Annotated in this window: 19 protein-coding genes and 1 pseudogene; 15 read left to right on the top strand and 5 right to left on the bottom strand. The window is 54.9% G+C overall.

The genetic code is table 11. The features are described from left to right. Nucleotides 1-5: 5 nt before the first annotated feature. Nucleotides 6-986, bottom strand: a complete 981-nt coding sequence (locus K6K13_RS17675; RefSeq protein ID WP_222158148.1) for a D-threonate 4-phosphate dehydrogenase — start codon at nt 984-986, stop codon at nt 6-8. Next, nucleotides 979-2289, bottom strand: coding sequence for a D-threonate kinase (gene dtnK / locus K6K13_RS17680; RefSeq protein WP_222158149.1), 1311 nt, complete (start codon nt 2287-2289; stop codon nt 979-981). The genes K6K13_RS17675 and dtnK overlap by 8 nt, the downstream gene beginning before the upstream one ends. Nucleotides 2290-2519: 230 nt before the next feature. Between dtnK and K6K13_RS17685 the strand changes: the two genes are divergently transcribed. The 10 genes and pseudogenes from K6K13_RS17685 to K6K13_RS23380 all read left to right on the top strand — a co-directional run bounded on the left by K6K13_RS17685 (nt 2520) and on the right by K6K13_RS23380 (nt 14137). After that, complete coding sequence (locus K6K13_RS17685; RefSeq protein WP_222158150.1) at nt 2520-3656, top strand: iron-containing alcohol dehydrogenase; 1137 nt, start codon at nt 2520-2522, stop codon at nt 3654-3656. Nucleotides 3657-3705: 49 nt separating this feature from the next. Further along, nucleotides 3706-4586: pseudogene (locus K6K13_RS17690) on the top strand (dihydrodipicolinate synthase family protein). A gap of 67 nt (nt 4587-4653) precedes the next feature. Continuing rightward, on the top strand, nt 4654-6072 hold the full coding sequence (locus K6K13_RS17695) for a sodium:solute symporter family protein (protein ID WP_222158151.1): 1419 nt from the start codon (nt 4654-4656) through the stop codon (nt 6070-6072). A 5-nt stretch (nt 6073-6077) separates the two neighbouring features. After that, nucleotides 6078-7256 carry a sialidase family protein gene (locus K6K13_RS17700; protein WP_222158152.1) on the top strand — a complete coding sequence of 393 codons (1179 nt, stop codon included), beginning with the start codon at nt 6078-6080 and terminating at the stop codon, nt 7254-7256. 52 nt (nt 7257-7308) lie between these two features. Then, entirely contained in the window at nt 7309-7785 is a 477-nt protein-coding gene (locus K6K13_RS17705) for a NanQ anomerase/TabA/YiaL family protein (protein WP_222158153.1), read from the top strand. 32 nt (nt 7786-7817) lie between these two features. Continuing rightward, on the top strand, nt 7818-8507 hold the full coding sequence (locus K6K13_RS17710; RefSeq protein ID WP_222158154.1) for an SDR family NAD(P)-dependent oxidoreductase: 690 nt from the start codon (nt 7818-7820) through the stop codon (nt 8505-8507). A gap of 253 nt (nt 8508-8760) precedes the next feature. After that, complete coding sequence (locus K6K13_RS17715) at nt 8761-10896, top strand: hydantoinase/oxoprolinase family protein (RefSeq protein WP_222158155.1); 2136 nt, start codon at nt 8761-8763, stop codon at nt 10894-10896. Continuing rightward, a complete protein-coding gene (locus tag K6K13_RS17720) occupies nt 10889-12469 on the top strand; it encodes a hydantoinase B/oxoprolinase family protein (RefSeq protein WP_222158156.1) in 1581 nt (526 codons plus the stop codon). The genes K6K13_RS17715 and K6K13_RS17720 overlap by 8 nt, the downstream gene beginning before the upstream one ends. Nucleotides 12470-12498: 29 nt before the next feature. Continuing rightward, entirely contained in the window at nt 12499-13785 is a 1287-nt protein-coding gene (locus K6K13_RS17725) for an ABC transporter substrate-binding protein (RefSeq protein ID WP_252120341.1), read from the top strand. A gap of 52 nt (nt 13786-13837) precedes the next feature. Continuing rightward, on the top strand, nt 13838-14137 hold the full coding sequence (locus K6K13_RS23380) for a hypothetical protein (protein ID WP_252120342.1): 300 nt from the start codon (nt 13838-13840) through the stop codon (nt 14135-14137). A gap of 79 nt (nt 14138-14216) precedes the next feature. On the opposite strand, the gene yacL is transcribed toward K6K13_RS23380, so the two are convergent. Then, nucleotides 14217-14582: a protein YacL gene (gene yacL / locus K6K13_RS17730; RefSeq protein ID WP_222158157.1), complete on the bottom strand. Its 366-nt coding sequence runs from the start codon at nt 14580-14582 to the stop codon at nt 14217-14219. A 543-nt stretch (nt 14583-15125) separates the two neighbouring features. Then, on the bottom strand, nt 15126-17723 hold the full coding sequence (acnB, locus tag K6K13_RS17735; RefSeq protein WP_222158158.1) for a bifunctional aconitate hydratase 2/2-methylisocitrate dehydratase: 2598 nt from the start codon (nt 17721-17723) through the stop codon (nt 15126-15128). Nucleotides 17724-18183: 460 nt separating this feature from the next. Between acnB and K6K13_RS17740 the strand changes: the two genes are divergently transcribed. The 5 genes from K6K13_RS17740 to K6K13_RS17760 all read left to right on the top strand — a co-directional run bounded on the left by K6K13_RS17740 (nt 18184) and on the right by K6K13_RS17760 (nt 24173). Beyond that, a complete protein-coding gene (locus K6K13_RS17740; protein WP_222158159.1) occupies nt 18184-19794 on the top strand; it encodes a methyl-accepting chemotaxis protein in 1611 nt (536 codons plus the stop codon). Between the two features lie 131 nt (nt 19795-19925). After that, nucleotides 19926-20642 (top strand): GntR family transcriptional regulator, encoded by a 717-nt coding sequence (locus tag K6K13_RS17745; RefSeq protein ID WP_222158160.1) that lies wholly within the window; start codon nt 19926-19928, stop codon nt 20640-20642. 208 nt (nt 20643-20850) lie between these two features. Continuing rightward, nucleotides 20851-21825: a 6-phosphofructose-aspartate deglycase gene (fraB, locus tag K6K13_RS17750; RefSeq protein ID WP_222158161.1), complete on the top strand. Its 975-nt coding sequence runs from the start codon at nt 20851-20853 to the stop codon at nt 21823-21825. A gap of 63 nt (nt 21826-21888) precedes the next feature. After that, nucleotides 21889-22734 carry a fructoselysine 6-kinase gene (locus tag K6K13_RS17755; RefSeq protein ID WP_222158162.1) on the top strand — a complete coding sequence of 282 codons (846 nt, stop codon included), beginning with the start codon at nt 21889-21891 and terminating at the stop codon, nt 22732-22734. Between the two features lie 119 nt (nt 22735-22853). Further along, nucleotides 22854-24173, top strand: coding sequence for an anaerobic C4-dicarboxylate transporter family protein (locus K6K13_RS17760; protein ID WP_222158163.1), 1320 nt, complete (start codon nt 22854-22856; stop codon nt 24171-24173). Between the two features lie 73 nt (nt 24174-24246). Here the strand turns inward: K6K13_RS17760 and K6K13_RS17765 are convergent, their stop codons facing one another. Further along, a complete protein-coding gene (locus K6K13_RS17765; RefSeq protein ID WP_222158164.1) occupies nt 24247-26541 on the bottom strand; it encodes a TonB-dependent siderophore receptor in 2295 nt (764 codons plus the stop codon). Nucleotides 26542-26654: the final 113 nt, after the last annotated feature.

The following is a 26654-nucleotide window of genomic DNA, read 5'->3' on the forward strand; positions in this document are numbered from 1 at the left end:
CCCTGTCAGGCAAGCTGCATGGCGAGTTGAATCGAGATAGCCATGCTCTCAGACTTCGCTTTACCTGTCCAGGCGATATCAAATGCCGTACCGTGATCGGCCGAGGTGCGAATAAACGGCAAGCCTGCGGTTAAATTCACCCCATCGTAAAAGCCCAGCAGCTTGAGCGGAATATGGCCCTGATCGTGATACATCGCCACCACCATGTCATATTGCCCTTCATAGGCTTGCAGATAGACGGTATCCGGCGCGCAAGGCCCGTAAACGTCCAACCCTTTTGCCTTCATCGCTTCAACGGAAGGGCCGACAATGGTGATTTCTTCATCACCGAACAAGCCGTTCTCCCCTGCATGCGGGTTAACCCCAGCGACAGCGATACGCGGTGTAGTGTAACCCACACGTTTCAGGAACGTATCCGCCATACCGATGACGGTTTCTACACGGTCGCGGTTTAGGGTATCCAGGAATTTGCGCAATGCAATGTGCGTTGTCACATGAATGACTTTTAGTTTTTCGGTATACAGCACCATGGCGTAATCCCGGCTGTTGGTCAGCTTCGCCAGCAGTTCGGTATGCCCAGGGTAAATGTGCCCCGCAGAGTGCATCGCTTCCTTGTTCAGCGGCGCAGTGGCAATCGCCTGAACCTCCCCCGCCATCGCCAACGCCGTGGCTTTTTTAATGCAGCGATAGGCCAGATCCCCTGCCTGCGCCTGCACCACGCCCGGGATGAGCCCCTGCGGGTCAGCCAGCGGCTCATCGATGATATTAATAATGCCGGGGGCAAAGCGCGCCTGAGCTGGCTCATCAATAACATTCAGCTCAACCTGCGGCACAATGTTCAGCGCAAGGATGCGACGCAGCGTTTGTACGCAGCCTACCACCACGGCAGATGCGCCAGACAATTCTCCTTCATCCAGGGATTTAATAATAATCTCAGGACCGATACCCGCCGGATCACCCATGGTTATTGCAATAATTTTACTCACTCACTCTCTCCTCAATAAAGCGTAAAACGTGATGCAAGGTGGCTTCATCACCGAAGCCGCCTGCTTTAGTCATGACAGGGATATCGCCGACGATGCTGTCGATGAAGCGTCCCCAAGGTACACAGGACGCAAGCTGTCCTTTGATATGAAACCCGGTAGCACCGAGCGCAGCGGCCACGGCAATCGCCACGTCGCCACCGGAGAGATAGAGTCCAGCTGGACGGCACAATGTCACCGTACAACGGGCCATCTCTCCCAGAAAATCACTGATCCGTTCACCCAATTGCTGGCGACTGAGGCCGTGCTGTTGGCATAGCTGCGCAATCTCGTGCCGCTGTTGCTCATCACGGCAGGTGCGAATCAAACAATGTCGGCCTGCCAGCAGCGCTGCGGCAGCGGTGCGCGCGGTGTCTTGCGCCAATGTGGTTCCCGCAGGCGTAAGCAAAGGCCGAATATCCACATCAAGCAGCATCACCTGCGATAGCGCGCTCACCGCAGCGATCTGCTTTTGCGTCATTTCGCTCATCGACCCCACCACTGCCAGCAACGCGGGCCGTGGTGGCGGCGTGAAACGCAGAGCCTGAGCCAGCGCCTCACTCAAGCCAGCTGCACCAACCAATAACGGTTTCACCGGCAACGTCTGCGCTGCCGCCACGATCAGTGCCAACGTCTGCGGCGTCTCAGCGTAAATAATCACGCCCTTGATACCCGCCTCGCGCAGATGCAGCAGCGTTTCAGCGAGCGCAAAATGATTATTTTCACTCACGGTTAATGTGGCCGTGGTCAAGGCACTTTGTTCGGCGATACGTTCGGCAATCTCTGCGCTGCGTACCGGCGTTTTCGGATCGCTGGCAAATTCGGTTTCGGTCAGCAATGTTCCGTTGACCCACACGTTGCCATCACGCGTGATGCGTCCGAGCGCAGGGACAGCGGGTGAAATCAACGCCATTTCAGCGCCGCTGGCAGTCAAGGCCGCCGCGATCTCTGCGCCGAGGTTGCCGCGCAGCGTGGAGTCGATCTTCTTGAATACCCACCCGTTGCCGCCCGCTTCACGCCAGCGTGTCACGGCGTGCACCACGCGCAGTGCGGCGTCTTGCGCTGCCTGCGCACGGCTGTCGGTATTGATGACCGTCACCTCATGCAACGCTCCCGTCGTCAATGCGTCCAACTCCAGAATCACATTGACCTGTGCCTGCTGAAGCGCCAGTCCAACCCCAGCATCGTTAGCGCCAGTAAAATCATCCGCGACGACCAACACCTGGGGAGCTGTAAATTCCAGGCTGACATCTTGCCGCTGTGGCATACCCACCCCTTATTTATCGATAACGGTATAGCGACGCGTATGTGTCGATTACCTGATAATGATTATATTGAATCATATTTGATTATATTTGATCAAAATAAAATTATTTAAAAGCAATATAGCCTATAAATTACGCTACAAAATGACGTTATTACGTCAAAACACGATCGCATAGCACGTATTGATTGAGAAAAATCACTTTCACTGCGTGAACACTGTAAAGGAACGCCATGAACATCAATAGCACTATCATCAGCGGCAGCCAGGCCATTAACGATATCCGCTACCTATTAACCTCATGCCAGCACGTTCTGTTCGTGACTGACCGCAATATCGTGCAGCAACCCGGTGTGCAGGCGCTGCTCAACCAGGTTAAAGCGTGCGTGCCGGCCATCACCCTGATTGATAATGTGCCGCCGGAGCCGAGCCAGCACGATGTTGCCCGTATTCTGGAAGCGCTGCCCAACGCTCGCACGGAACTGGTGATTGGCGTAGGCGGCGGCAGCGTATTGGACGTGGCCAAACTGCTGTGTCTGCTGTGCGTCGGTGATGACGCCGTCTCTCTTGATACCTTGCTGGCCGGTGAAAAACCGACGCGCCGCACCGCCTCCTTATTGATCCCGACGACGGCAGGCACCGGTTCTGAAGCCACGCCGAACGCCATTCTGGCGATCCCTGAGAAAGCCACCAAGGTGGGCATCATCACACCGGTAATGCTGCCAGACTATGTTGCCCTGGTGCCGGAACTGACCACCAGCATGCCGTCGCATATTGCGGCGTCCACCGGTATCGATGCGCTGTGTCATCTGATCGAATGCTTCACCGCGACCATCGCCAACCCGGTGGGTGATAACTACGCGCTGATCGGTTTGAAAAAGCTGTTTGCCAATATCGAGCTATCCATCCGTGAACCCGAGAATCTGGAAGCACGACTGAACATGCTGTGGGCTTCCTACTACGGCGGTGCCGCTATTGCTCACGCAGGCACACATCTGGTGCACGCCATGTCTTACCCGCTCGGCGGCAAGTATCACATTCCCCACGGCGTGGCGAATGCCATTTTGCTGGCCCCCTGCATGCGCTTTGTGCGCCCGGCGGCGGAAGCGAAATTCGCGCAAGCTTATGACCTGCTGCCCGACGCCAACCTGTCGCTCTCCGTCACGGAGAAATCGCACGCACTGGTCACCTATTTCACCGATCTGGTACAGCGCCTGGCGCTGCCCAGCTCACTGCAACAATTAGGTATCGAAAAAACGCATTTGCCCGATCTGGTCGAAGGGGCTTTGCAGGTTCAGCGTCTTATGAAAAACGTGCCCGCCACGGTGAAGGCGGACGACGTGCGCGATATTTATCTGACGCTGTTCTGATTCACAGACTTGGTGTTCTTTTTTGATTACGCAGTAACGAGGAAAAACAATGAGCAAACGTATTACCGGCGTGTTGACCGCAATCGTCACGCCCTTTGACGGTCAGGGTGAATTCAATCCAACAGCATTGCGCGCACAGATTCAGCGCCAGATGCGGTATGGCAACGGTATCTTCTGCAACGGTACCAACGGCGAATTCTTCGTACTACATACCGATGAAAAAGTCGCGGTGACTGAAACCTGCGTGGATGAAGTGGCAGGCAAAGCACCGGTGGTAGGCCATATCGGTGAAATATCTACGCGTGAAACCATCAAGCTCGGCAAGCGTATCGCCGCACTCGGTGTCGACGCCGTTTCGGTTATCACTCCCTATTTCATTCCGCTGAAACAAGAAGAACTGATCGCCCACTACCGCGCGGTAGCGGATGCGTTAACCGTTCCGATCTTCCTCTACAACATTCCTGCACGTACCGGCAATACGCTTACGCCGGAAACCGTGCGCATTCTCGCCGATCATCCCAACATCATCGGCATCAAGGACAGTGCAGGTAGCTATGAAAGCCTGAACGGCTTCCTGCAAGCCGCTAAAGATATGCCGAACTTTGACGTGCTCACGGGCCGGACTCCTTGATTCATCAGGGCTTCGTCGAAGGCTGCTCCGCCTGTATTTCCGGGCTGGCTAACGTGGCACCAGAGCCTATCAGCCAAATCTGGCACCGTTTCCATGCCGGTGATATCGACGGCTCCCGTCAGGTGCAGGAACAGGTCAGCGAGCTGAGAAAAACGCTGTACGCCATTGCGTTCTCGCCTGCCGCAGTGAAAAAGGCACTGACGTTAATGGGCCATGACGTTGGCGTAAGTCGCTACCCTATCCAGTTCTCCGAACAGGATGAAGCAGCTATCCGTCGTATCGTCAGCGCCTTTGCATAGCGACGTTTATTACTCTGTTTGACAACAACCACCCTGCGACAACAACGACAACGATAGGTCGAAAGATATGAACCATTTTGATCTGACAGATACCCTCATCATCATCGGGATGATAGTGTTTTATATCGCGTTCACTTCCTGGCTGACGCTGAAATTACGCAGTAAATACAGCTCCGAATTTATGGAAGGGTCGCGTGCGCTGCCCGCATTTATCGTCGGTATTTTGCTGATGACCGAGTTTATCGGTGCAAAATCCACGGTAGGTACCGCACAAGCGGCGTTCGAAAGTGGCATCGCCGCCTCTTGGTCAGTGATCGGTGCTGCCATCGGCTTTCTGCTGTTCGGCATGATCCTGGTGAAGAAGATCTACAACACCGGTAAAGTTACCATTTCCGGTGCGATCGCCGAGAAGTACGGCACTTCCACCAAAAACATCATTTCGATCATCATGATCTATGCCCTGTTGCTGGTAAACGTGGGTAACTACGTCAGCGGCGCAGCAGCCATCTCCACCGTATTGAAAATCTCGCTGCCAGTAGCGGCCTTGATCACCGCAATCGTCAGTACCTTCTACTTCTACTTCGGTGGGTTGAAAGGTGTGGCCTATGTCACGCTGATCCACAGCGGCGTGAAATATGTCGGCGTGATGATCATTCTGTACGTGGCCTTGAAAATGACCGGCGGGATCACCCCGATGGTTCAACAGATGCCAGAGTTCTACTGGACCTGGGACGGTAACATTGGCGCGAGCACCATCTTTGCCTGGTTGATCGGTACTATCGGCTCGATTTTCTGTACCCAGTTCGTGATTCAGGCGATTTCCGCGACCAAAGATGCGACCTCCGCCAAACGCGCCACCTGGATTGCCTTCCTGTTCTGTATGCCGATTGCCCTGGCCATCGCCGTGATCGGTGTGGCAGCGAAGTTCGTCCATCCGGAAATCAAGAGCCTGTACGCACTGCCGGTGTTCCTGCAAGACATGAACCCGTGGGTGGCAGGTCTGGTTACCACCTCGCTGGTGGCATCCATCTTTATCAGCGTAAGTACCGTGGCGCTGGCAATTGCGTCTCTGATCGTGAAAGACTTCTACGTACCGTACTACAACCCGACGCCGGAAAAAGAGATGAAGATGACGCGCGTATTCTCGCTCATCATCGGTTTCCTGCCCCTGGTCTTTGTGCTGCTGGTGCCTGAAGTGCTGAAGCTGTCGTTCTTTACCCGTGCCATCCGTCTGTCCATCTCGGTGGTCGCGATGATTGCGTTCTACCTGCCGTTCTTCAACAGCACTCGCGGTGCGAACGCCAGCCTGATTGCTGCCTGCGTAGTCACCTCGGTATGGTATGTGATGGGTAATCCGTTCGGCATTGATAACATGTATGTGGCTTTAGTCACCCCTGCGGTTGTGATGTTCCTGGATCGTCTGATTCCGAACAAAAACGCACCACGGTCAGAAAAGAAAACATCCGTCTCTCAAACAGGAGCCTAATCGTCATGACGACTGAAACCATCACCGTAGAACGTACCGGCGTGATTCATCAGGCCGAAGGAGATGCGCAGCGCATTGATGCCTATCTACCTTCCGTTTGCCCGCAAAACCACGCCGCTAACCTGCTCCACTTGCCGAATGGCGATGTGCTGTGTGTCTGGTTTGGCGGCACACAAGAAGGGATTGCGGATATCTCGATTTACCAGTCGCGCCTGGCTAACGGCAGCACGCAATGGTCAGACGCCGTGAAGTTATCGGAAGATGCCACGCGCTCTGAGCAGAACCCGGTACTGTTTCTGGCACCAGACGGCGTACTGTGGTTGCTGTATACCGCGCAGAAATCCGGTAATCAGGACACCGCCATTGTGCGTTACCGTCAATCGACCGACCAGGGTCACACCTGGGGGGAAATCGGCACACTGCTCGATCAGCCGGGCACCTTTATCCGCCAACCGATCACCGTGCTGCCGAACGGCGACTGGCTGCTGCCGGTGTTCTATTGCCGCGTTGAGCCGGGCGAGAAATGGTTGGGTAACAACGATGATAGCGCAGTTAAAATCTCCAGCGACCAGGGTAAAACCTGGCAGGAATACCCGGTGCCGAACAGCACGGGCTGTGTCCACATGAACATCACGCCGCTGGCGGACGGTTCACTGCTGGCGCTGTTCCGCAGCCGCTGGGCTGACTTTATCTATCGTAGCCACTCTACGGATGGCGGCAAAACCTGGTCGGTGCCCGTGCCCACCACGTTGCCAAACAACAACTCGTCCATTCAGGTGACGACGCTGCAAAACGGCCATCTGGCGCTGGTGTTCAACCACATGAGCGCCGCCGATGCCACCGAGCGCCGCGTGTCGTTGTATGACGAAATCGAAGATGAAGACGGCGGCAATGACGCCAAAATGCCGGAAATCACCGAAGGGCGCAGCGCCTTCTGGGGCGCACCGCGCGCGCCCATGACGCTGGCCATTTCGGAAGATGGTGGCAAGACCTGGCCGTGGCAGCGCAATATCGAAGTGGGCGATGGCTATTGCATGACCAACAACTCGCAACAGAAGCTGAACCGCGAGTTCTCCTATCCCAGCATCAAGCAGGGACCGGAAGGGAAATTGCATGTGGCCTTCACCTATTTCCGTCAGGCTATCAAATACGTTTGTGTCGATGAGGCATGGGTAAAAGGGTGATACACCAAGAGGCACCGCGTTTGCGGTGTCTCTTTTTATCAGGAGCTACACCATGATTGCAGGCAATTTACAGCATCTGCCGTTGGCAACGCTGCCCGCGCCGCTGTTAGCGATTCTCTCTTCACCCGGCATGACGCTGGATGAACTGAACGCCAAGCCGGAAGGAAAATATCAACCGGAAGGGGCAGACTGGTTTTACAGTATTGGCACAGTATCTACCGCCCCGCAGGCAGAACGTCACACCGAGTTCCACCACAACTTTCTGGATATTCAGCTGATTCTGTCCGGGGAAGAGATCATCGGTTATGGGCTGAACAGCGTGATTGGGCAACCCGCGACCGAACGTAAGCCCGATCTCTATATTTTAGACAACCCGCAGGTGCCGCATCAGATCCACTTGCGCGCCGGAGATTTCGTCACGTTCTACCCCGGAGAACCGCATCAGGCGCTGTGCGCGATAGGCGATATTCCCGCACCGGTAAAAAAAGCGGTGTTTAAAGTGCCCGTCAGCGATGTTACCCCGTTGTAACCCTGACGAACCTTGATACAGGAGAGCACCTTATGGCTGTCAGCGAACGCAAACATGCGCTGATCACCGGAACCAGCTCCGGCATTGGCGCCGCCATTGCCCAAACGCTGTTGGCGCAGGGATGGAAAGTGACGGGGCTGTCGCGTCAACCCGGCGCGCTCACGCATCCACAATTTACCCATCAGACGCTGGACGTTACCGATCTCGATGCGCTGCAAGGTTATCTTGCGCACATCACCCGGGTCGATGCGGTGATTCACGCCGCAGGCATGATGAAAGCGGCCCCATTGGGTCAACTCAATGTGGCCGACAGCGAAAAGCTGTGGCGCTTGCATGTACAGGTTGCTGAAGTGCTGGCCGATAGGCTGGTCGATAAATTGCCAAGCGGTGGACGCATCATTCTGTTGGGCAGTCGAACCTCCAGCGGTGCGGCGGGACGCAGCCAGTATGTCACCACCAAATCAGCCATGATCGGTATGGTAAGAAGTTGGGCCGCAGAGTTGGCACCGCGCGGCATCACGGTGAATATCGTGGCGCCGGGAGCCACGGAAACCCCGATGCTAAACCAACCAGGTAGACAGAGTTCGCCGCCAAAATTGCCTCCAATCGGGCGATTTATCCAGCCACAGGAAGTGGCCGATTTGGTGTGTTATCTGCTCTCGCCGTCTGCCGCCGCCATCACCGGCCAGCAGTTGGTGATATGCGGTGGCGCATCGTTGTAGTTTATTAACACCTACCAACCTGATTGCCGCCCCTCACAGGCTCCTCGCGGGATAACCGGTGCAGGGCGGCAAACCCCGTAGCAGCCTATTGCTTATTCTGCATATGGTTAGCAAATATACTTTATTGTTTTGTCCGTTATATCGCCCGATAGTGCTTCCATCTCGTCATCTCCCCTGAGCATTGCCGTTTGCTGCGTGTTTTGACATGCGGCGCGGTGATGGTTTGGCAACTGCATTGGAACACGTTCGCGTTATGTCTGAATTACCGCTTTCCTCGCAAGATAAACCAGAGCCCGCCATACGTTTGGCCGTTGATGTCGGTGGCACCTTTACCGATGTGGTGTTGCTCGATGGTGAACAACGTTACACGTCAAAAACCCTGACCACCCCCACTGAACCGGAACACGGCGTGCTGCAAGGTATCGAAGAGAACCTGAAGCTCGCAGGCCGGACCCTGCACGATGTCGACCTGTTGATCCTCGGCACTACGCTTGCCACCAATGCGCTGATAGAGCGCAAAGGGGCACGCACGGCATTGATCACCACCCAGGGGTTTCGCGATCTGGTCGAAATCGGTTTAGAAGACCGCTTCGCACAGTACGATGTATTCCTGCAAAAACCGGCGCCGTTGGTACCTCGCTATTGGCGCTTTGGCGTCACCGAACGCATCAACGCACAGGGAGACGTGCTGCTGCCGCTCAATGAAGACGACGTGAGACGCATTGCACAGACGCTGCGCGAGGAAGATATCGACAGCGTTGCCGTGGTGCTGCTGCACAGCTATCGCAACCCGCAGCATGAACAGCGTGTTGCCGAGATCCTGCAACACGAACTGCCTCACCTCGCCGTGTCGCTTTCCAGCGTGGTGTGCCCGGAAATCCGGGAATACGAACGGCTCTCTACCACCTGCGCGAACGCTTACGTGCAACCACAGGTGGCAGGCTATCTGTCACGTCTGGAACAGTTGTTGACCGCGCGCGGATTGCATATCCCGCTGTTTCTGATGACCTCCGGCGGCGGGATCACCACGCTGCAAACCGGCATCGAGCAGCCGGTGCGTCTGGTGGAATCCGGCCCGGCGGGTGGCGCTATTCTGGCCCAGCGCGTGGCCGCAGAGTTGGGCGAAACCCGAGCACTGTCATTTGATATGGGCGGCACCACGGCGAAAATCTGCTTTATCGATGATTATCAGCCGCAAATTTCCCGCAACTTCGAATTTGGCCGCGTGCACCGTTACCAGAAGGGATCCGGGCTGCCGATCCGCATTCCGGTGATTGAAATGGTGGAGATCGGCGCAGGCGGCGGTTCGATCGCCCGCGTGGATACCCTGCAACGCATCCAGGTAGGGCCGGACAGTGCCGGTTCTGAACCCGGGCCGGTCAGCTATGGATTAGGCGGCACCCAGGCCACGGTAACCGATGCCAATGCGGTACTCGGCCGTCTGGACCCTGCGCGCTTCGCCCGCGGTAAAGTGGCCTTAAATATTGAAGCCGCACAACAGGCGCTCGCCGCGCAGATCGGTGCACCGCTGGGCTACTCCGCTGAACTGGCGGCACTCTCTGTCGCAGAGATCGTGGCAGAGAATATGGCTAACGCAGCACGCGTACATGCCAGCGAACAGGGCAAACACGTTGAGCACTACACCCTTATCGCCTTTGGCGGTGCCGCACCGCTTCAGGCTGCGCGGTTGGCACGCAAGTTGGGTATTACCCGCGTGGTGATCCCCCGTTCTGCCGGTGTCGGTTCCGCGCTGGGTTTTCTTTGGGCTCCGATAGCCTATCAGGCGGTACGTAGCTTCTATCAACGGTTAGATCGCTTGAACTACGATGAGGTCAACGCGCTGCTGGCCGGATTGACCGCGCAAGCGACCGCTATCGTACGTCAGGCCGCGCCGCAGGGGGATATTCAAGTACAGCGCATCGTCTATCTGCGCTATGCCGGCCAAGGACATGAAGTCCCTATCGAACTGCCGGGCGGTGCCGTGCAGGCGCAAACCATCAACCTACTGCAAGCGCGTTTTGCACAGCGCTATCGCGAGCTGTATGGCCGCAGTCTCGACCATGTGCCGATTGAAGCCATCAGTTGGTCGGTTGCTGCCTCGACCCATGACGATCTTGCTCCGGCGGCCACTCGCTGGACGCCGGACAACACGCTGACGGCCGCGTCATCGCCACATCAGCGTCAGGTGTATCAGATTGAGGATAACGCCTTTACCGCCACGCCGCTCCATGAGCGTACGGCGCTAGCGCAGGAGCAATACGTATTCGGCCCGGCACTGGTCGTCGAAGAGGAAACCACCACCGTGGTGGACAGCGGTTTTTCCGCCCATCTTAGTCCGCAAGGTCATCTGATTCTTGAGCTTGGCAGCGAGGATTTTCATCATGAGTAACCTAACGTCCGTCTCCGCGCCAGTGGCAGCACTACAGTATCAGGTGATGTGGAACCGGCTGATTTCCGTGGTAGAGGAGCAGGCGCAAGCGCTGATCCGTACCGCGTTTGGCACCTCAACCCGAGAAGCCGGTGATTTGTCCGCCGGGGTCTTTTTGCCAGATGGGCGCATGATCGCGCAGGCGGTTACCGGCACACCGGGCCACGTCAATTCGATGGCGGAATCGGTCAAACACTTCCTGCACGCGTTCCCTTTGGAACAGATGCGTCCGGGCGATGTGTTTTTAACCAACGATCCCTGGAAGGGCACCGGCCACCTGTACGATATGACGATGGTGACACCGGTATTTCGTCAGGAACAGGCGGTTGGCCTGTTCGCCTCTACGCTGCACGTTGCGGATATCGGTGGCTTAGGCCCAGGACCGGACGGTCAATTGATCTATCACGAAGGGTTGTTTTTGCCGCTGCTGCGTTTTATCGATGGCGGCCAGATCAATCAGGTGGTGCTGGACATTATTCGCGCCAACGTGCGCGAACCGGAGCAGGTCGAAGGCGATTTGCTGGCGCTGGTGGCCTGTAACGACGTCAGCGCCCGTTTCCTCAACCGCATGATGGATGAATTCACCCTCGATTCGCTGGTACCGGTAGGCGAGCATATTTTACAGCACTCCGAGCAGGCGATGCGCGATGCGGTACGCCAGTGGCCGCAAGGAAGCTGGAGCAATGAGCTGCTGGTGGACGGCTATGATGCGCCGATCCGCATTCGCGCCACGCTACACATTCGCGACGGCGAGATTGAGGTCGATTTTACCGGCACCGATCCCTATGTTCCGCAAGGTATTAACGTGGTGAAAGCCTACACCGATGCCTACACCTCGTTTGGCATTCGCTGCCTGATCGGTGCCGATATTCCTAACAATGCCGGATCGTTAGGCGTGATTCGCGTCAGCGCACCGGAGGGTTCTATCGTCAATGCGCCCTACCCTGCGGCAGTCGCCGCGCGCCACATTATCGGTCAGCTGTTGCCGGATGTGGTGTTTGGCTGCCTGCGTCAAGCACGCCCCGGCGCGGTGCCTGCCGAAGGCTCTTCATCGCTGTGGAATATCCGCCTGTCGGGCGGTCATCCGATTGCGGGCTATTCCAATGAGCGCTTGGTCAACGAACAGCGCTTTACCATCACCAGTTTTTCCACTGGTGGCACCGGCGGTCGTCCGGCGCTGGATGGGTTTTCCACCACCTCGTTCCCCTGCGGGGTGCGCAATATCTCCATCGAAATTCTGGAAACCATGAGCCCGCTGGTGTTCTGGCGTAAAGAGTACCGACCGGATTCCGGCGGCGCAGGTCGGCAACGCGGAGGATTGGGACAAGTCATCGAAATCTCCCATGGGCAGCAGGCACCGATGTTACTGGGTGCGGCGTGGGATCGTATCGTTTATCCCGCCCGTGGCGCAGAAGGCGGTGCGGACGGCGCGCGCGAACGTTCTGCACACGCTATCGCCCAGGATGTTCGTAGCGGATTGGTCAGCACACAAGCTGCCAGCCGTGATTACCACTACGGTGATGAAAACAAATAACGACAACGCATGACAAGGTTGAGGTGCTTATGAATTGGTTAGACTTTTATTTGGGGAAAAAGCGTCAACAGCGTCCGGTAAAGCTGGCGGCAACGCTGGCGCTGTACGCCCTGTTAGCCACCAGCGGTGCTACCGTATACGCGCAAACAACGGAGCCGCAGCGCGGCGGCACGCTGAATATCGTCCTGAACGCCGAGCCGCCGACGTTGGTGGCGCTGTCCACCGTTGCTACGCCAAGCCTGAGTGTAAGCGGCAAGGTAACGGAAGGATTGCTGAAATACGATTTCGACCTCAATCCGCAGCCGCAGTTGGCCACGGCCTGGGAGATCAGTCCCGATGGTAAAACCTACACCTTTCATCTGCGCAAGGGCGTGAAATGGCATGATGGGCAGGATTTCACCTCAGCGGATGTGGCCTATTCGATAGAATTGCTCAAGAAATACCACCCGCGCGGGGCCAGCACCTTCGCCAGCGTGACTGAGGTGAAAACGCCGGATGCCAACACAGCGGTGATTGCGCTGTCGCAGCCTGCGCCTTATCTGTTACGTGCGCTGACCGCAGCAGAATCGCCGATATTGCCCAAGCACATCTACGAGAATACCGATCCGCTTAAAAATCCGAACGGCAGCGCGCCGATCGGCACCGGCCCCTACCTGTTTAGCCAGTGGGAACGCGGTAGCCATCTGATCCTCAAGCGCAATCCCAACTACTGGGACAAAGAAAAGCCGTATGTTGATCAAATTGTGATCCGCTTTATTCCTGACGCTTCATCGCGATCGGTTGCCTTTGAAACCGGCACCGTGGATCTTGGCTATCGTTCCCCGGTGGCGCTCAGCGATCTGGATCGTCTGAAGGCGATACCCAAACTGGCGTTTGAAACCAAAGGTACCAGCTATTCTTATAATGTCTCCTCGCTCCAGTTCAATCTGGATGATGAGCATTTCAAAAACCTGAAAGTGCGTCAGGCCATTGCACACACGTTAGACCGAGAGCTGATTCGCAAAGTGGCTTATTACGGCTATGCCACCGTGACGGCCTCTCCCATCGCGCCGGGGTTAAAGGATTTCCACGATCCGTCTCCCTCGCCCTACGCGCTGGATATCAAACGCGCCAATCAACTGCTGGATGAGGCGGGCTATCCGCGCGATGCCAAGGGTATCCGTTTTAAAACCACGCTGGATTACAACCCGATATCTGACGGTTTGAAACCCACCGGGGAGATTGTGCGCTCGTCTCTGGCCAAAATCGGTATTGACGTCACGCTGCGTTCACAGGATTTATCCGCCTTTGTGAAACCGGGTTTATACCGATCGTGATTTTTCATTCACATTAAACGGACACAGCAATCTGTTCGATCCCACGGTTGGGGTGCAACGCATTTACTGGTCGAAGAATTTCCGCAAAGGGGTGCCTTTCTCCAATGAGTCTCACTACCAGAATGCTGAAGTCGATCGTTTGTTGGAAGACGCGCAAACCGAAAACGATCCGGCAGTGCGTAAACAGAAGTTTATTGAATTTCAGAAAATCGTCGGACGTGAACTGCCGGATATCAGCCTGATTTCACCGCAGTACATCACGATTTACAATCGGCGCGTACACGATCATTCGCTCACCGCGGATGGTATTGAAAACACCCTGTCTGACGTCTGGCTGGAAGCGCAAAAGTAACGACAAGCGGGTGGTGTGCGCCAGAAGAGCGCATTGCCTTGAGGAAACTGCGCCTGCGTTTATCAACGCAGGCGTTTGATTATCGCGGATATTGCACAAATTCCCGGTATTTGGCCACAAGCGTTAGAAAGTCATCCACCCCGCACAGCGCCAGACTCTCTTCATCGTAATAGCTCATGCCCTCTTCCATCTCATCCATGGCGAAAGAGAGCTGATTAGCGCGAATAAGCACCTCTTCGCTGTCCAGCAGCAGGGTATATTCGTGCCCGACTTTTTGCCATTGGCGCTCACTGCCTGCCACCTCGCGCGCCGCTTGTTCTACCTCATCAAGCAGAGCAAGCTGCTCTTTGACTTCTTCATTAAACCAGTGGCCAACGGCTTCGTGCCCCATTGACATACGCACAATAACCTGGCCTGAGACATCCCGTAAAAATTCATAATCCATGACGCCATCCTCCCACGGTAGTGCTTACTATCAAGTGTAGCGGACCACACTGTGTCTCACAGTGACAGCCTGCAAATATTGCAAGGTCACGCAACGCGGCGGGGATGATACCCGCTATTGCGGCAAAACGCGCACGTTTCTCTGGAAGAAACCAACAATAAATACGGTGACAATACGTCAGCTGTTTGCCCCGGCTGAAAAAAGGAATGCTTTGCACTCGCCAGACACGGAATACGGGATGGAACCACGATATGGATATACCTGGCGTAGCAGCGGGCGGCGTCGCGCCGAGAGACGACCGTGTTTATGAGGATTCAAAGGGAAGACCGGTTGGCATAGCCGCCATGTTCAACCGTATCACCAATACCTTTGAGCGCCCTGAGATGCCACCGTCAATGACTCCGGAGGATAAACGCATGCTGGACACGCTGTTTACGCGTTGCATCGGCCATGCAAAAGCCTACCTGCGCGCTCAACGGCGAGCGGCCAAAAAAAAGAGCCCATATCATCATGGGCTCTTGTCGTCTTTATCACACACAGAAATCAGACAGCGCTTTGGAAAATCACCCCGTCCGCTTTCGCCGTATACTGATCCAACCGATCAAAATTCAGGTAGCGATAACTATCCTGCGCGGTTTTATCCACCTGAGCCATCGCGGCGAGATATTCGTCAGGCGTCGGCAGTTTACCCAGCAGTGACGCCACCGCCGCCAGCTCCGCAGACGCCAGATAGACATTAGCGCCAGTGCCCAAGCGGTTCGGGAAGTTACGGGTAGACGTCGACACCACCGTTGCGCCATCGGCTACGCGCGCCTGGTTACCCATGCACAACGAGCAGCCTGGGATCTCAACGCGCGCGCCGCTCTTGCCAAACACGCTGTAATAGCCCTCTTCCGTCAGTTGCGCGGCATCCATCTTGGTCGGCGGCGCAACCCACAGGCGCGTCGGCAGTTGGCCTTTATGCTGATCCAGCAGTTTACCCGCGGCACGGAAGTGACCGATGTTGGTCATGCAAGAGCCGATAAACACTTCGTCAATCTTCTCACCCTGCACATCCGACAGCCAGCGCGCATCGTCCGGATCGTTCGGCGCACACAGAATCGGCTCTTTGATATCCGCCAGATCGATATCGATCACCGCGGCATATTCTGCATCGGGATCGGCTTCCAGCAGTTGCGGATCGGCCAGCCATTTTTCCATGCCCTGAACACGACGCTCCAGCGTACGCCGATCGCCGTAGCCTTCGGCGATCATCCACTTGAGCAGCACGATATTAGAATTCAGGTACTCGATGATCGGGGCTTTATCCAGCTTGATGGTACACCCGGCGGCAGAACGCTCTGCTGACGCATCGGTCAGTTCAAACGCCTGCTCAACCTTCAGGTCGGGTAACCCTTCGATTTCCAGAATGCGGCCAGAGAAAATGTTCTTCTTGCCTTTCTTCTCTACGGTCAGCAGCCCCTGTTTAATGGCGTACAGGGGGATGGCATGCACCAGATCGCGCAGGGTAATCCCCGGTTGCATCTTGCCTTTAAAGCGTACCAGCACCGACTCCGGCATATCCAGCGGCATCACGCCCGTAGCGGCAGCAAACGCCACCAGCCCGGAACCCGCCGGGAAGGAGATACCGATCGGGAAACGGGTATGGGAGTCACCGCCGGTGCCTACCGTATCCGGCAACAACATGCGGTTGAGCCAGGAGTGGATAACGCCATCGCCCGGGCGCAGGGAGACACCGCCACGGTTCATGATAAAGTCCGGCAGCGTATGATGCGTGGTGACGTCAACGGGCTTCGGATAGGCGGCCGTATGGCAGAATGACTGCATCACCAAGTCGGCAGAGAAGCCAAGGCAAGCCAGATCTTTCAGTTCGTCACGGGTCATCGGTCCGGTAGTGTCCTGAGAACCGACGGAGGTCATCTTGGGTTCGCAATACTGATCCGGACGAATCCCGGCAACGCCACAGGCACGCCCCACCATCTTCTGTGCCAGCGAGAAGCCGCGCGTGCTCTGCGCCACATCTTTCGCCTGACGGAAGATATCACTCGCGGGCAAGCCCAGCGCTTCACGCGCTTTGGTGGTCAGATCGCGACCAATGATCAGAGGAATACGCCCACCCGCCCGCACTTCATCAAGCAGTACGTCAGTTTTCAGCGCAAAGGTTGCCAACACGGTATCGCTGTCGTGCAGGCGAACTTCACCTTTGTAGGGGTAGATGTCGATCACATCGCCCATGTTTAATTCGTTCACATCGACTTCGATCGGCAATGCGCCCGCATCTTCCATGGTGTTAAAGAAAATAGGCGCGATTTTGCCGCCCAGCACCACGCCACCACCGCGTTTGTTCGGCACGTGAGGAATATCGTCGCCCATAAACCACAGCACCGAGTTGGTGGCGGATTTACGCGAAGAACCGGTGCCCACCACATCACCCACGTAGGCCAACGGGTACCCTTTCTGGCTGAGCGCTTCGATCTGTTTGATCGGGCCAACGGCGCCGGGTTGATCCGGCGTAATGCCATCGCGGGCGTTTTTCAACATCGCCAACGCATGTAACGGGATATCAGGGCGAGACCAGGCATCAGGTGCCGGAGAGAGGTCATCGGTATTGGTTTCACCGGTGACTTTAAAAACGGTGACGGTAATTTTTTCCGCCAGTTTAGGGCGAGACAGGAACCATTCGGCATCAGCCCAGGATTGCACCACACGTTTAGCGTGCACGTTGCCAGCTTTGGCCTTCTCTTCTACATCGTAGAAGTTATCGAACATCAGCAGCGTATGTGACAGCGCATCAGCAGCGATGGGAGCCAGCGTCTCATTGTCCAGCGCGTCAATCAGCGGATGAATATTATAACCGCCTTGCATGGTGCCAAGCAGTTCAACGGCTTTTTCCGGGCTGATTAACGGAGAATGGGCTTCTCCTTTCGCGACGGCCGCCAGAAAACCGGCTTTTACATAGGCAGCTTCGTCAACGCCCGGCGGCACGCGGTTTACCAGCAGATCCAGCAACACCTCTTCTTCGCCAACAGGCGGTTTCTTCAGCGCTTCGACCAGCGCTGCCATCTGTGAAGCGTCTAACGGCTTGGGTACGATGCCCTGTGCAGCCCGGTCGGCCACGTGCTTGCTATATTCTTCTAGCACGATTCTCTCCTCGCTCTCATTGTCTTCGTTATGTCCGGCGCTCTCGCTCCCGGTTGTGATGTCCATACCCGGTTACGCGTCAGGCGATGTATCCTCCGCCTGTGAAAATGTAGGGTGGCGTATCCGGCAGTAAGATCGTCATGCACTCCAGCATATCAATTTTTGAACGTTTTGTTAATTCCGTTTACATAAAAGCAACATAAATAACGCAGTATTGCCTGGCCGCGCAAAGGAACACGCCCCGTAAACCATGATGGGAATAAACGTTTTTTACTTGAGCATACCACGAGCGCCCCTCGTCGACATATCCCCTGCGCGCGATTGGGGTTTACATTGGGTAACTTTCAACAATTTCAGTTTGTTATACTGCCCTCGACCTATAAAAAAGACGTATGTAAGAATTCCCGTATCTTGCCGTAGCTTAACATCACCAGGGGTTGGAAAATGGATAGGTATCATCATGTCTTTTTTACGCAATATGACCATCAGAAAGGTGTTGCTGATGGTGTTGACGCTGTTTCTTTTGCTGTGGGGAGGTGTGGCGTGGTTTACGCTCTCCGCCCTTAATCAGGCAACGCACTATTTGATCGTGGGTAACACCCAGGTGGAAGGACTGAATACGCTGACCAAAGGCGCGAACCAATCCATGAACACCGCAATCCGCCTCAATCAGGTGGTGACGCTCATGCAAAGTGGCAAACTGACCGATGTCGATGCCACGTTGGCGCAAGCTGTTGACGAATACAAAAACAGTGCCGCCAGTCTGGAGGCCTTCAAAGTCATGCCTCACCCGCAGGTTGCACAGCAAACGGTCGATGAAACCGTGCAAAACTGGCAGAACGTCCTGCAACAGGGTCTGCAACCGATGATGAGCGCGCTGCAAGAGAAAAAGTTTGCTGAATATCGGCGCGTGTTCCGCGATGATTTTCATCCGTTGAATGAAAAGTTTATTGCGGCCGTCAATGGCTACCAGGCGGTCGCCGCCGATAACCAAACGGTGCAAACCATCGATCGTCTGGTGTCATGGTGCAAAAACATCCTGATGGTCGCACTGTTGGCCGGCGCGGTGATCCTGCTGCTCACCGATCGCTATCTGGTCGGTTGCGTCATCAAGCCGCTCACCGCGATCCGCCACCACTTCCGCACCCTGACCGAAGGCAAACTGGAGAAGAATCTGGATGGCTTTGGCCGCAACGATGCCGGACAGTTAGTGCCCTATTTGCGGGAAATGCAGGACAGCCTGAAGGCGACCGTCATTGCCATTCGCGGCAGCGCCGATGCCATCTACGTGGGGACGTCGGAGATCTATGCGGGCAATAACGATCTCTCCAGCCGTACCGAGCAGCAGGCGGCGGCACTGCAACAAACAGCAGCCAGCATGGAACAGTTGGGCACCACGCTCAAGCACAACACCTACAATGTCCATCAGGCCACGCGTCTGGCAGAAAAAGCCACCGGCGTGGCGAAGCAGGGCTGGGAAATGGGTAAAGAGTTGGGTGGCATTATGGACAGCATCGCCGCCAGCTCACATAAAATCACTGACATCACCAGCATGATCAACAGTATCGCGTTCCAGACCAATATTCTCGCGCTGAACGCAGCGGTCGAAGCCGCGCGTGCCGGTGAGCAAGGACGCGGTTTTGCCGTGGTTGCCAGCGAAGTGCGCAATCTGGCGCAAAAAAGCGCGCAGGCCGCCAAAGATATCGAAACCCTGATAGCCGAATCCGTCGAACGCGTCGATGCCGGGGCACGCCACGTCACCCGCACCGGCGATGTGATGGATAGCATTATTGAGGCCATCGGTCAGGTCAATGCGTTGATCGAAGAGATTGCCACCGCATCCGATGAACAAAGTCAGGGCATTCATCAGGTAAGCCAGGCGATTAATGATATCGATGGCGTCACGCAACAAAACGCGGCGCTGGTACAGCAATCCGCGGCCGCAGCGGCATCGCTGGAAGAACAAGCACGCCAGCTCACGCAGGCGGTAGCGATTTTCCAGGTCAACGATGTACCGCGCTATCAGGAGCAGGCAGCGGCGTTTATTCCGCGTCTGGCGGCCTCTTCCTGATCGGTTGACGGCAAAGACAGTGGGCGTTGCACACGGCCAGTATGCGTTACACAGACGAACGTTATCCATAAGAGAAAGTATTGTATGCTATCCTTGCGCGAGGGCGAGGATAATACAAAAGGATACTTAACGTGAATCTGCCGGATACCACGAGTGCAACACCGCTGTATAAACAGCTCGAAGAAGCGCTGAAAGAGGCGATTCTCAGCGGTGAATTTCCGCCCGGACAACAAATCCCGACCGAAAACGACCTGAGTACCCGTTGGAATGTCAGCCGCGTAACGGTACGCAAAGCGCTGGATGCATTGACCCGAGAGAAGCTGCTAACCCGGGTATCGGGTAAAGGCACCTTTGTATCAGAAGAGAAATTTCAGCGCAGCATGACGGGTATCATGAGCTTTAGCGAACTGTGCCGTTCACAGGGACGCCGGCCCGGCGCACACACCATCAAATCCGTTTTCGAACCCGCCAGTAAAGAGATTCGTGAGCGCTTTGGCATGAGCAAAGAGGAAAAAGCGGTGGTGCTGGAGCGCATTCGCTATGCTGACGATGTGCCCGTTTCACTGGAAACCGTGTGGTTTCCACCGCGTTTTGCCTTTCTGATCAACGAAGATCTCAACAATAACTCACTGTATGACGTCCTGCGCCAACACCACGATCTGTGGTTTACCCACTCCAGCAAAGTGATCGAACTGGTGTACGCCAATTTCGATGTCGCACACTACCTTGGCGTTGCCGAGCGCCATCCGCTCATCTCGATCAAGAGTGAAATGGTAGATAACCACCGCGATATCTCGTGCATTTCCCACCAATTAGTGGTCGGTGACAAGCTGCGCTTCACGGTGTAATCACTTTTTCTTTCTGTTCATCACGCCCTGTTACGGCTTAAATCGGGATCCGCATCGCGGCTCCCGATTTTTTATTGCTGCGTGTATTGCCATAAATGTATCTCAATGTTATACACATAAAAAAAATACATTTAGATACATTAAAGATTCAATGTGCAAGACATGACGTAATAGCGCCAATGTCGGCAGCGACCGAAGAGGAAAAGAGATGAGTATTCAACAAATTATTAGCGACATCGTGGCCAGTAAAACGGAGAAAGGGGGCGTTAAGCACGTTTACTACGTCGCCTGCGGGGGCTCCTATGCAGCGTTTTATCCGGCGAAAGCCTTTATTGAGAAAGAGGCAAAAACGGTGTCTGTCGGGCTGTATAACAGCGGAGAGTTTATCCATAACCCGCCGGTGGCACTGGGTGAAGATGCCATCGTCGTCGTCGCGTCTCACAAGGGAAATACGCCGGAAACCATTCAGGCGGCAGCGTTGGCGCAAAGCCGTGGCGTGCCGGTTATCGGGTTAACCTGGGTAATGGATTCACCACTGGTAGCTCACTGCGATTTTGTTGAAAGCTACAGCTTTGGCGATGGCAAAGATATCGCGCAGGAGAAAACGCTGAAAGGGCTGATCAGCGCCGTGGAGATCCTGCACCAGACCGAAGGCTATGCCGCTTATGATGATTTCCAGGATGGTCTGAGCAAAATCAACCGTATTGTTTATCGTGCCTGCGAACACCTGAGCAAACGGGCTGCGGCCTTCGCTCAGGAATATAAAGATGACAAGGTGATTTATACCATGGCCAGCGGAGCCGGTTACGGCGCGGCCTATTTGCAAAGCATCTGTATTTTTATGGAAATGCAATGGATCCACTCCGCGTGTATTCATAGCGGCGAATTTTTCCACGGTCCTTTTGAAATTACCGATGCCAACACCCCCTTCTTCTTCCAGTTTTCCGAAGGCAGCACGCGCGCCGTCGATGAGCGTGCCCTCAACTTTCTGAAAAAATATGGCCGTCGGATAGAAGTGGTGGATGCGAAAGAATTGGGCCTCTCCACCATCAAACCCAGCGTGATTGATTATTTTAACCACTCACTGTTTAACAACGTGTACCCGGTATATAACCGAGCGCTGGCAGAGGTTCGCCAGCACCCATTAACCACCCGTCGTTATATGTGGAAAGTGGAATACTGATAACACCCGGGAATATTCATCGGCAGGGACGCTCTCAATAACGTTAGCGCATAAGGAATCACGATGAGCATTAAGGTGATAGGCATTGGTGACAATGTCGTCGATAAATATCTGCACACCGGCATCATGTATCCCGGCGGCAATGCGCTAAACTTTGCCGCCTATGCGCGACTCGCCGGCCATGAGAGTGCATTTTTAGGTGCCTTCGGCAATGATGCCGCCGCCCAGCACGTTCAGGCGACGCTGCGCGAGTTGACCGTCGATACACAGCGCTGTCGTCATTATGACGGCGAGAACGGCTATGCCTGCATAAGGTTGAATCAGGGGGACAGGGAATTTGTCACCAGTAATAAGAATGGTGCACTGCGCGAGCATCCCCTGCATTTAACGCCCGAGGATATGGAATATATTGCGCAGTTCGATCTGGTACATTCCAGTTTAAACGGACACCTCGAAACGGAACTGGAAAAAATAAAACAACGCAATATCACACTGTCATTTGATTTCTCCGCACGAGGAACGGATGACTATTTCAAACAGGTTTTCCCGTGGGTCGATTATGGTTTTGTCTCCTGCGGCGCGTTAACACCCGATCAAACACAAATAAAAATAAGGCAACTTTATGATTACGGTTGTCGCCATATTATCGCCACCCGGGGACATGAACATGTTTATTACCACTCTGAAAAAATACATATCATCTGGCAACCTGACTATATCGAGCCCGTCGACACACTGGGCGCCGGAGATGCCTTTTTAACCGGTTTTATGCTCTCGCTATTAACCGCCACATCACCCGAACCGGATGAAGACGACGTCCTTCGTGCCATGACGGCAGGCGGAATAGCAGCACGTCACGTGCTTAATCACTATGGTGCCTTTGGGTTCGGAAAACCGTATTCCGAATAATAACAGGCGCTTCATATCATTTGCCCTTAATAGCCCGTGTCGCAGCCAACACACCTGCCACGAGCCGTATGAAGGGTAGCAATGTCTGGCATTCAGCCCGTAATAATCTGGGGGTAGGTATGTTTTGGACGGAATTAGCCTTTATTCTTGTTGCTCTGGTTTTTGGTGCCAGGGTCGGAGGGGTATTTTTAGGGATGGTGGGCGGTCTCGGCGTCGCCGTGCTGGTGTTTGTTTTTGGCCTGACACCCTCTTCGCCCCCGATTGACGTGATTTTAATTATCCTCGCCGTGGTGCTGGCCGCCTCCTCATTGCAGGCCTCCGGCGGGTTGGATCTTCTGGTGCGGTTAGCGGAAAAAATGCTACGCCGTCACCCGCGCCACATTACCCTGCTGGCCCCCTTTATCTGCTACCTCTTCACCTTTATGTCAGGCACCGGGCACGTGGTGTATAGCCTGCTTCCCGTGATTGCTGAAGTTGCCCGCGGTTCAGGGATCCGCCCGGAACGCCCACTGTCGATTTCCGTGATCGCTTCGCAGCAGGCCATTACCGCCAGCCCGATCTCGGCCGCGATGGCAGCCATGATCGGTTTGATGGCGCCGCTGGGCGTTTCTATCGCCACCATTATGATGATTTGCGTACCCGCCACGTTGATCGGCGTCGCGGCTGGCGCAGTCGCCACCTTCAACAAGGGCAAAGAACTGGCGGATGACCCGGAATATCAGCGCCGATTGGCGGCTGGCTTGCTTAAACCTGTCGAACACACGCAGAAAAGCGTCGAAATCGCACCGCATGCCAAGCTGTCAGTGCTGCTGTTTCTGACCGGTGCGGTAGTGATTGTGCTGCTTGGCCTGATCCCCGGCTTGCGCCCGCTGGTGGAAACCGCCAAGGGCCTTCAGCCGCTGTCGATGTCCGCCACCATTCAAATGGTGATGCTGAGCTTCTCCTGTATCATCGTGCTGCTGTGTCGCCCACCGATTGATAACATCCTGAGCGGTACCGTGTTTCGTGCCGGTGCGCTGGCTATCGTGTGTGCGTTTGGCCTGGCCTGGATGAGCGAAACCTTTGTCAGCAGTCATATTGGGCTGATCAAAGCGGAAGTGCAGACCCTGCTTCAGTCCCACACCTGGCTTATCGCCATCATGATGTTCTTTGTTTCAGCCATGGTCAGCAGCCAGGCGGCAACCACGCTGATCCTGCTGCCGCTCGGGTTGGCGCTGGGGTTACCGGCCTATGCGCTGATTGGCTCCTGGCCCGCGGTAAACGGTTATTTCTTTATTCCGGTTGCCGGACAGTGCCTCGCCGCGCTGGCCTTTGATGACACCGGCACCACTCGCATCGGCAAGTACGTGCTAAACCACAGCTTTATGCGACCTGGGTTGGTCAACGTGGTGGTTTCCGTGGTGGTTGGGCTGACGCTGGGCAAGCTGATTATCGGTTAATCTGCGATTCTATAATTCATAAAAAAACCCCCTGCGCGTTTCGCACGCACAGGGGGTTTGATTTTTATACTGCTTAGAACGAGGTGTTGACGCTTACATAGAAAGTACGACCCGGTTCGTTAAAGGTAGCAGCACCTGCGCCGTAGGTACTGATGGAAGTGATACCCGTAGTATCATTCGTGCTGGTCAGTGATTGCGCATTACCTTTACGGAATTGACGTTTATCGAGCAGATTATCCACTCCACCCGTAATGCTCAAATTCTTATTCACTTTATAGGTTGAACTTAAACCGAAGACCGCATAGGGGCTGACTTCATTAGTATCATACGCAGCAGTCAGCGGAATCGAAGCCACTGGCGTACCCTGATAGTTGTATTTCTTCGGTTTCTGACGTCCATACCAGGTCATTTTGCCCAGGAAAGAGAGATCGTCAGTGGCCTGCCAACTAACAGAGGAGTTCAGCGTAAATTCTGGCGTAATCGACAGGTATTCCCCGGTCGTTTTGTTTTCCAAACGCAGCATCCAAGTAATGTTGTTATTCCAACTAATGGTTTCCGTAACAGGTACTGTCAAAGAACCTTCCAGCCCTTCCACCAGCGCTTTAGGTACGTTTTCCCATTGGAAAATGTTGGCATTGGCATACTTTGCGGTGCTACCTGTCGTACTTCCACCGACAGCAGTACCAAGTTTGGTAACACCAGATTCAATCTTATTACGGTAATCATTACGGAAATAGGTCACACCCGCTTGGTAGCCATTACGTTTAAACTCAAGGCCAATTTCTTTATTAACGCTGGTTTCAGCTTTAAGGTCATCACGCCCCATCAAGTAGAAAGAGTGATCGCCATTACAGCCATTACCACGGCTATACAGCAGATAATTAGGGTTCAGTTGATAAAGGTTCGGCGCTTTATAGGCACGCGCGATGCCCATTTTAAGGGTGAAGTCCTCGCCCAATTGCTGTGACAGATTCAGCGATGGGCTCCAGTTGGTTCCCACAATGCTGTGATGATCGAGGCGCAGTGCTGGTGTCAGCATGGTGCTGTCAGTGACTTCGATGTTGTCTTCAACGAACACTGAAGCGATACGGGCAGAAATATCCTGGCTGCGGTTAATATCCGCAATAGTACCGATGCTTCCGCCTTCATCCGTGGTTTGTGTGTTGGAAGAAGGATCGTGCATTTTCTGCTCTACCCATTCCGCACCAATAGTCGCCGTTTGATTAAACAAAAGTTCAAACGGGATATTGACTTCACTATGCGCCGCGTAAGCATCCAGCGTGATATCAGTGTAATAACCACCCGTTGGGCGCCCTGCAGGGCCTCCCGCTAACGGTTCAAATATACGTGAGTTGTCAGTTCTTTCATATTGGAAGTAGGACAAGGCGCTAACACCACTGTCCCAGTAACCACGATGGGTCAGCGCATACTTTTGGCGATACATACGGTTGGTTTCTTGCCCAAACAATGCCTGATTCTGTGCATTACCGTTATTGTTCTCAGAGTCACCCGCATAAATATTACCCTGGCGGCTGGCTCCCATTTCAAATTCCAGCGTTTGCTGTGGCATAAACTCCCAGCGCAGCAAGCCGTTAATATCTTTGTTACGCACCCCTTCACGCCCAGCGGGAATAGCCGCTTTCGGCGATAGCTGATGACCATTGTTGATATCCCAGGCATCGGCCTGCGTTTTGCTGTAGTTACCGTACAGACGCATGCTCAGGGTATCGGTCAGGCCGCCCATCAGGTTAAAATCGGTACGCTTGGTCGCGCCTTCCGATTTGTGCTCAGGGAAGTTCATATAGCTGTTCCACGCACCGTGCCATTCATCGGTAGGCTGCTTGGTGATAATATTCACCACGCCACCCGCAGCACCGTTGCCATAGCGAGCCGCCGCCGGGCCACGCAGCACTTCGATGCGCTCAACCATGTTGCTCGGCACCCAGTTGGTGTCGCCGCGCGTATCGCGCTCACCGCGCCAACCGTAACGCACGGATGAACGGCTGGAAACCGGTTTGCCATCGATCAGAATCAGGGTGTTCTCTGGCCCCATGCCACGAATGTCGATCTGGCGGTTGTTGCCGCGCGAGCCGCTGTTCGAGTTACCGGTCAGGTTGACGCCCGGCATGGTACGGATGATCTCTGAGAGATCGTTCGCTGGCGGACGACGTTGGATATCTTCCCGGGTGATGACTGACACGCCCGGTGCCTGACGGGTTTGTTCCGCCGCCGTCACCACCATGGTATCACCGCTGTTTTGTTCAACCTCAGTGGGGGTTGCCGCCTGCGCTGAAACCAGCAAAGACGCAGCGCCACAGCTGTCACCGATCAAGGTCGCCAGAGTATGGCGGGAAAATCGTTTTTTCATCAGAGTCGCCCTGTAATGCTGTCATAAGTAAGAAAAATGCCCTCGACCATGGCAAATGTGCTCATGGGTGGCATCGGAAAATAGTTGTCGAAGTCGGAGAGAAAACCGGCGGG

This window comes from Symbiopectobacterium purcellii (assembly GCF_019797845.1).
Lineage (GTDB): Bacteria > Pseudomonadota > Gammaproteobacteria > Enterobacterales > Enterobacteriaceae > Symbiopectobacterium > Symbiopectobacterium purcellii.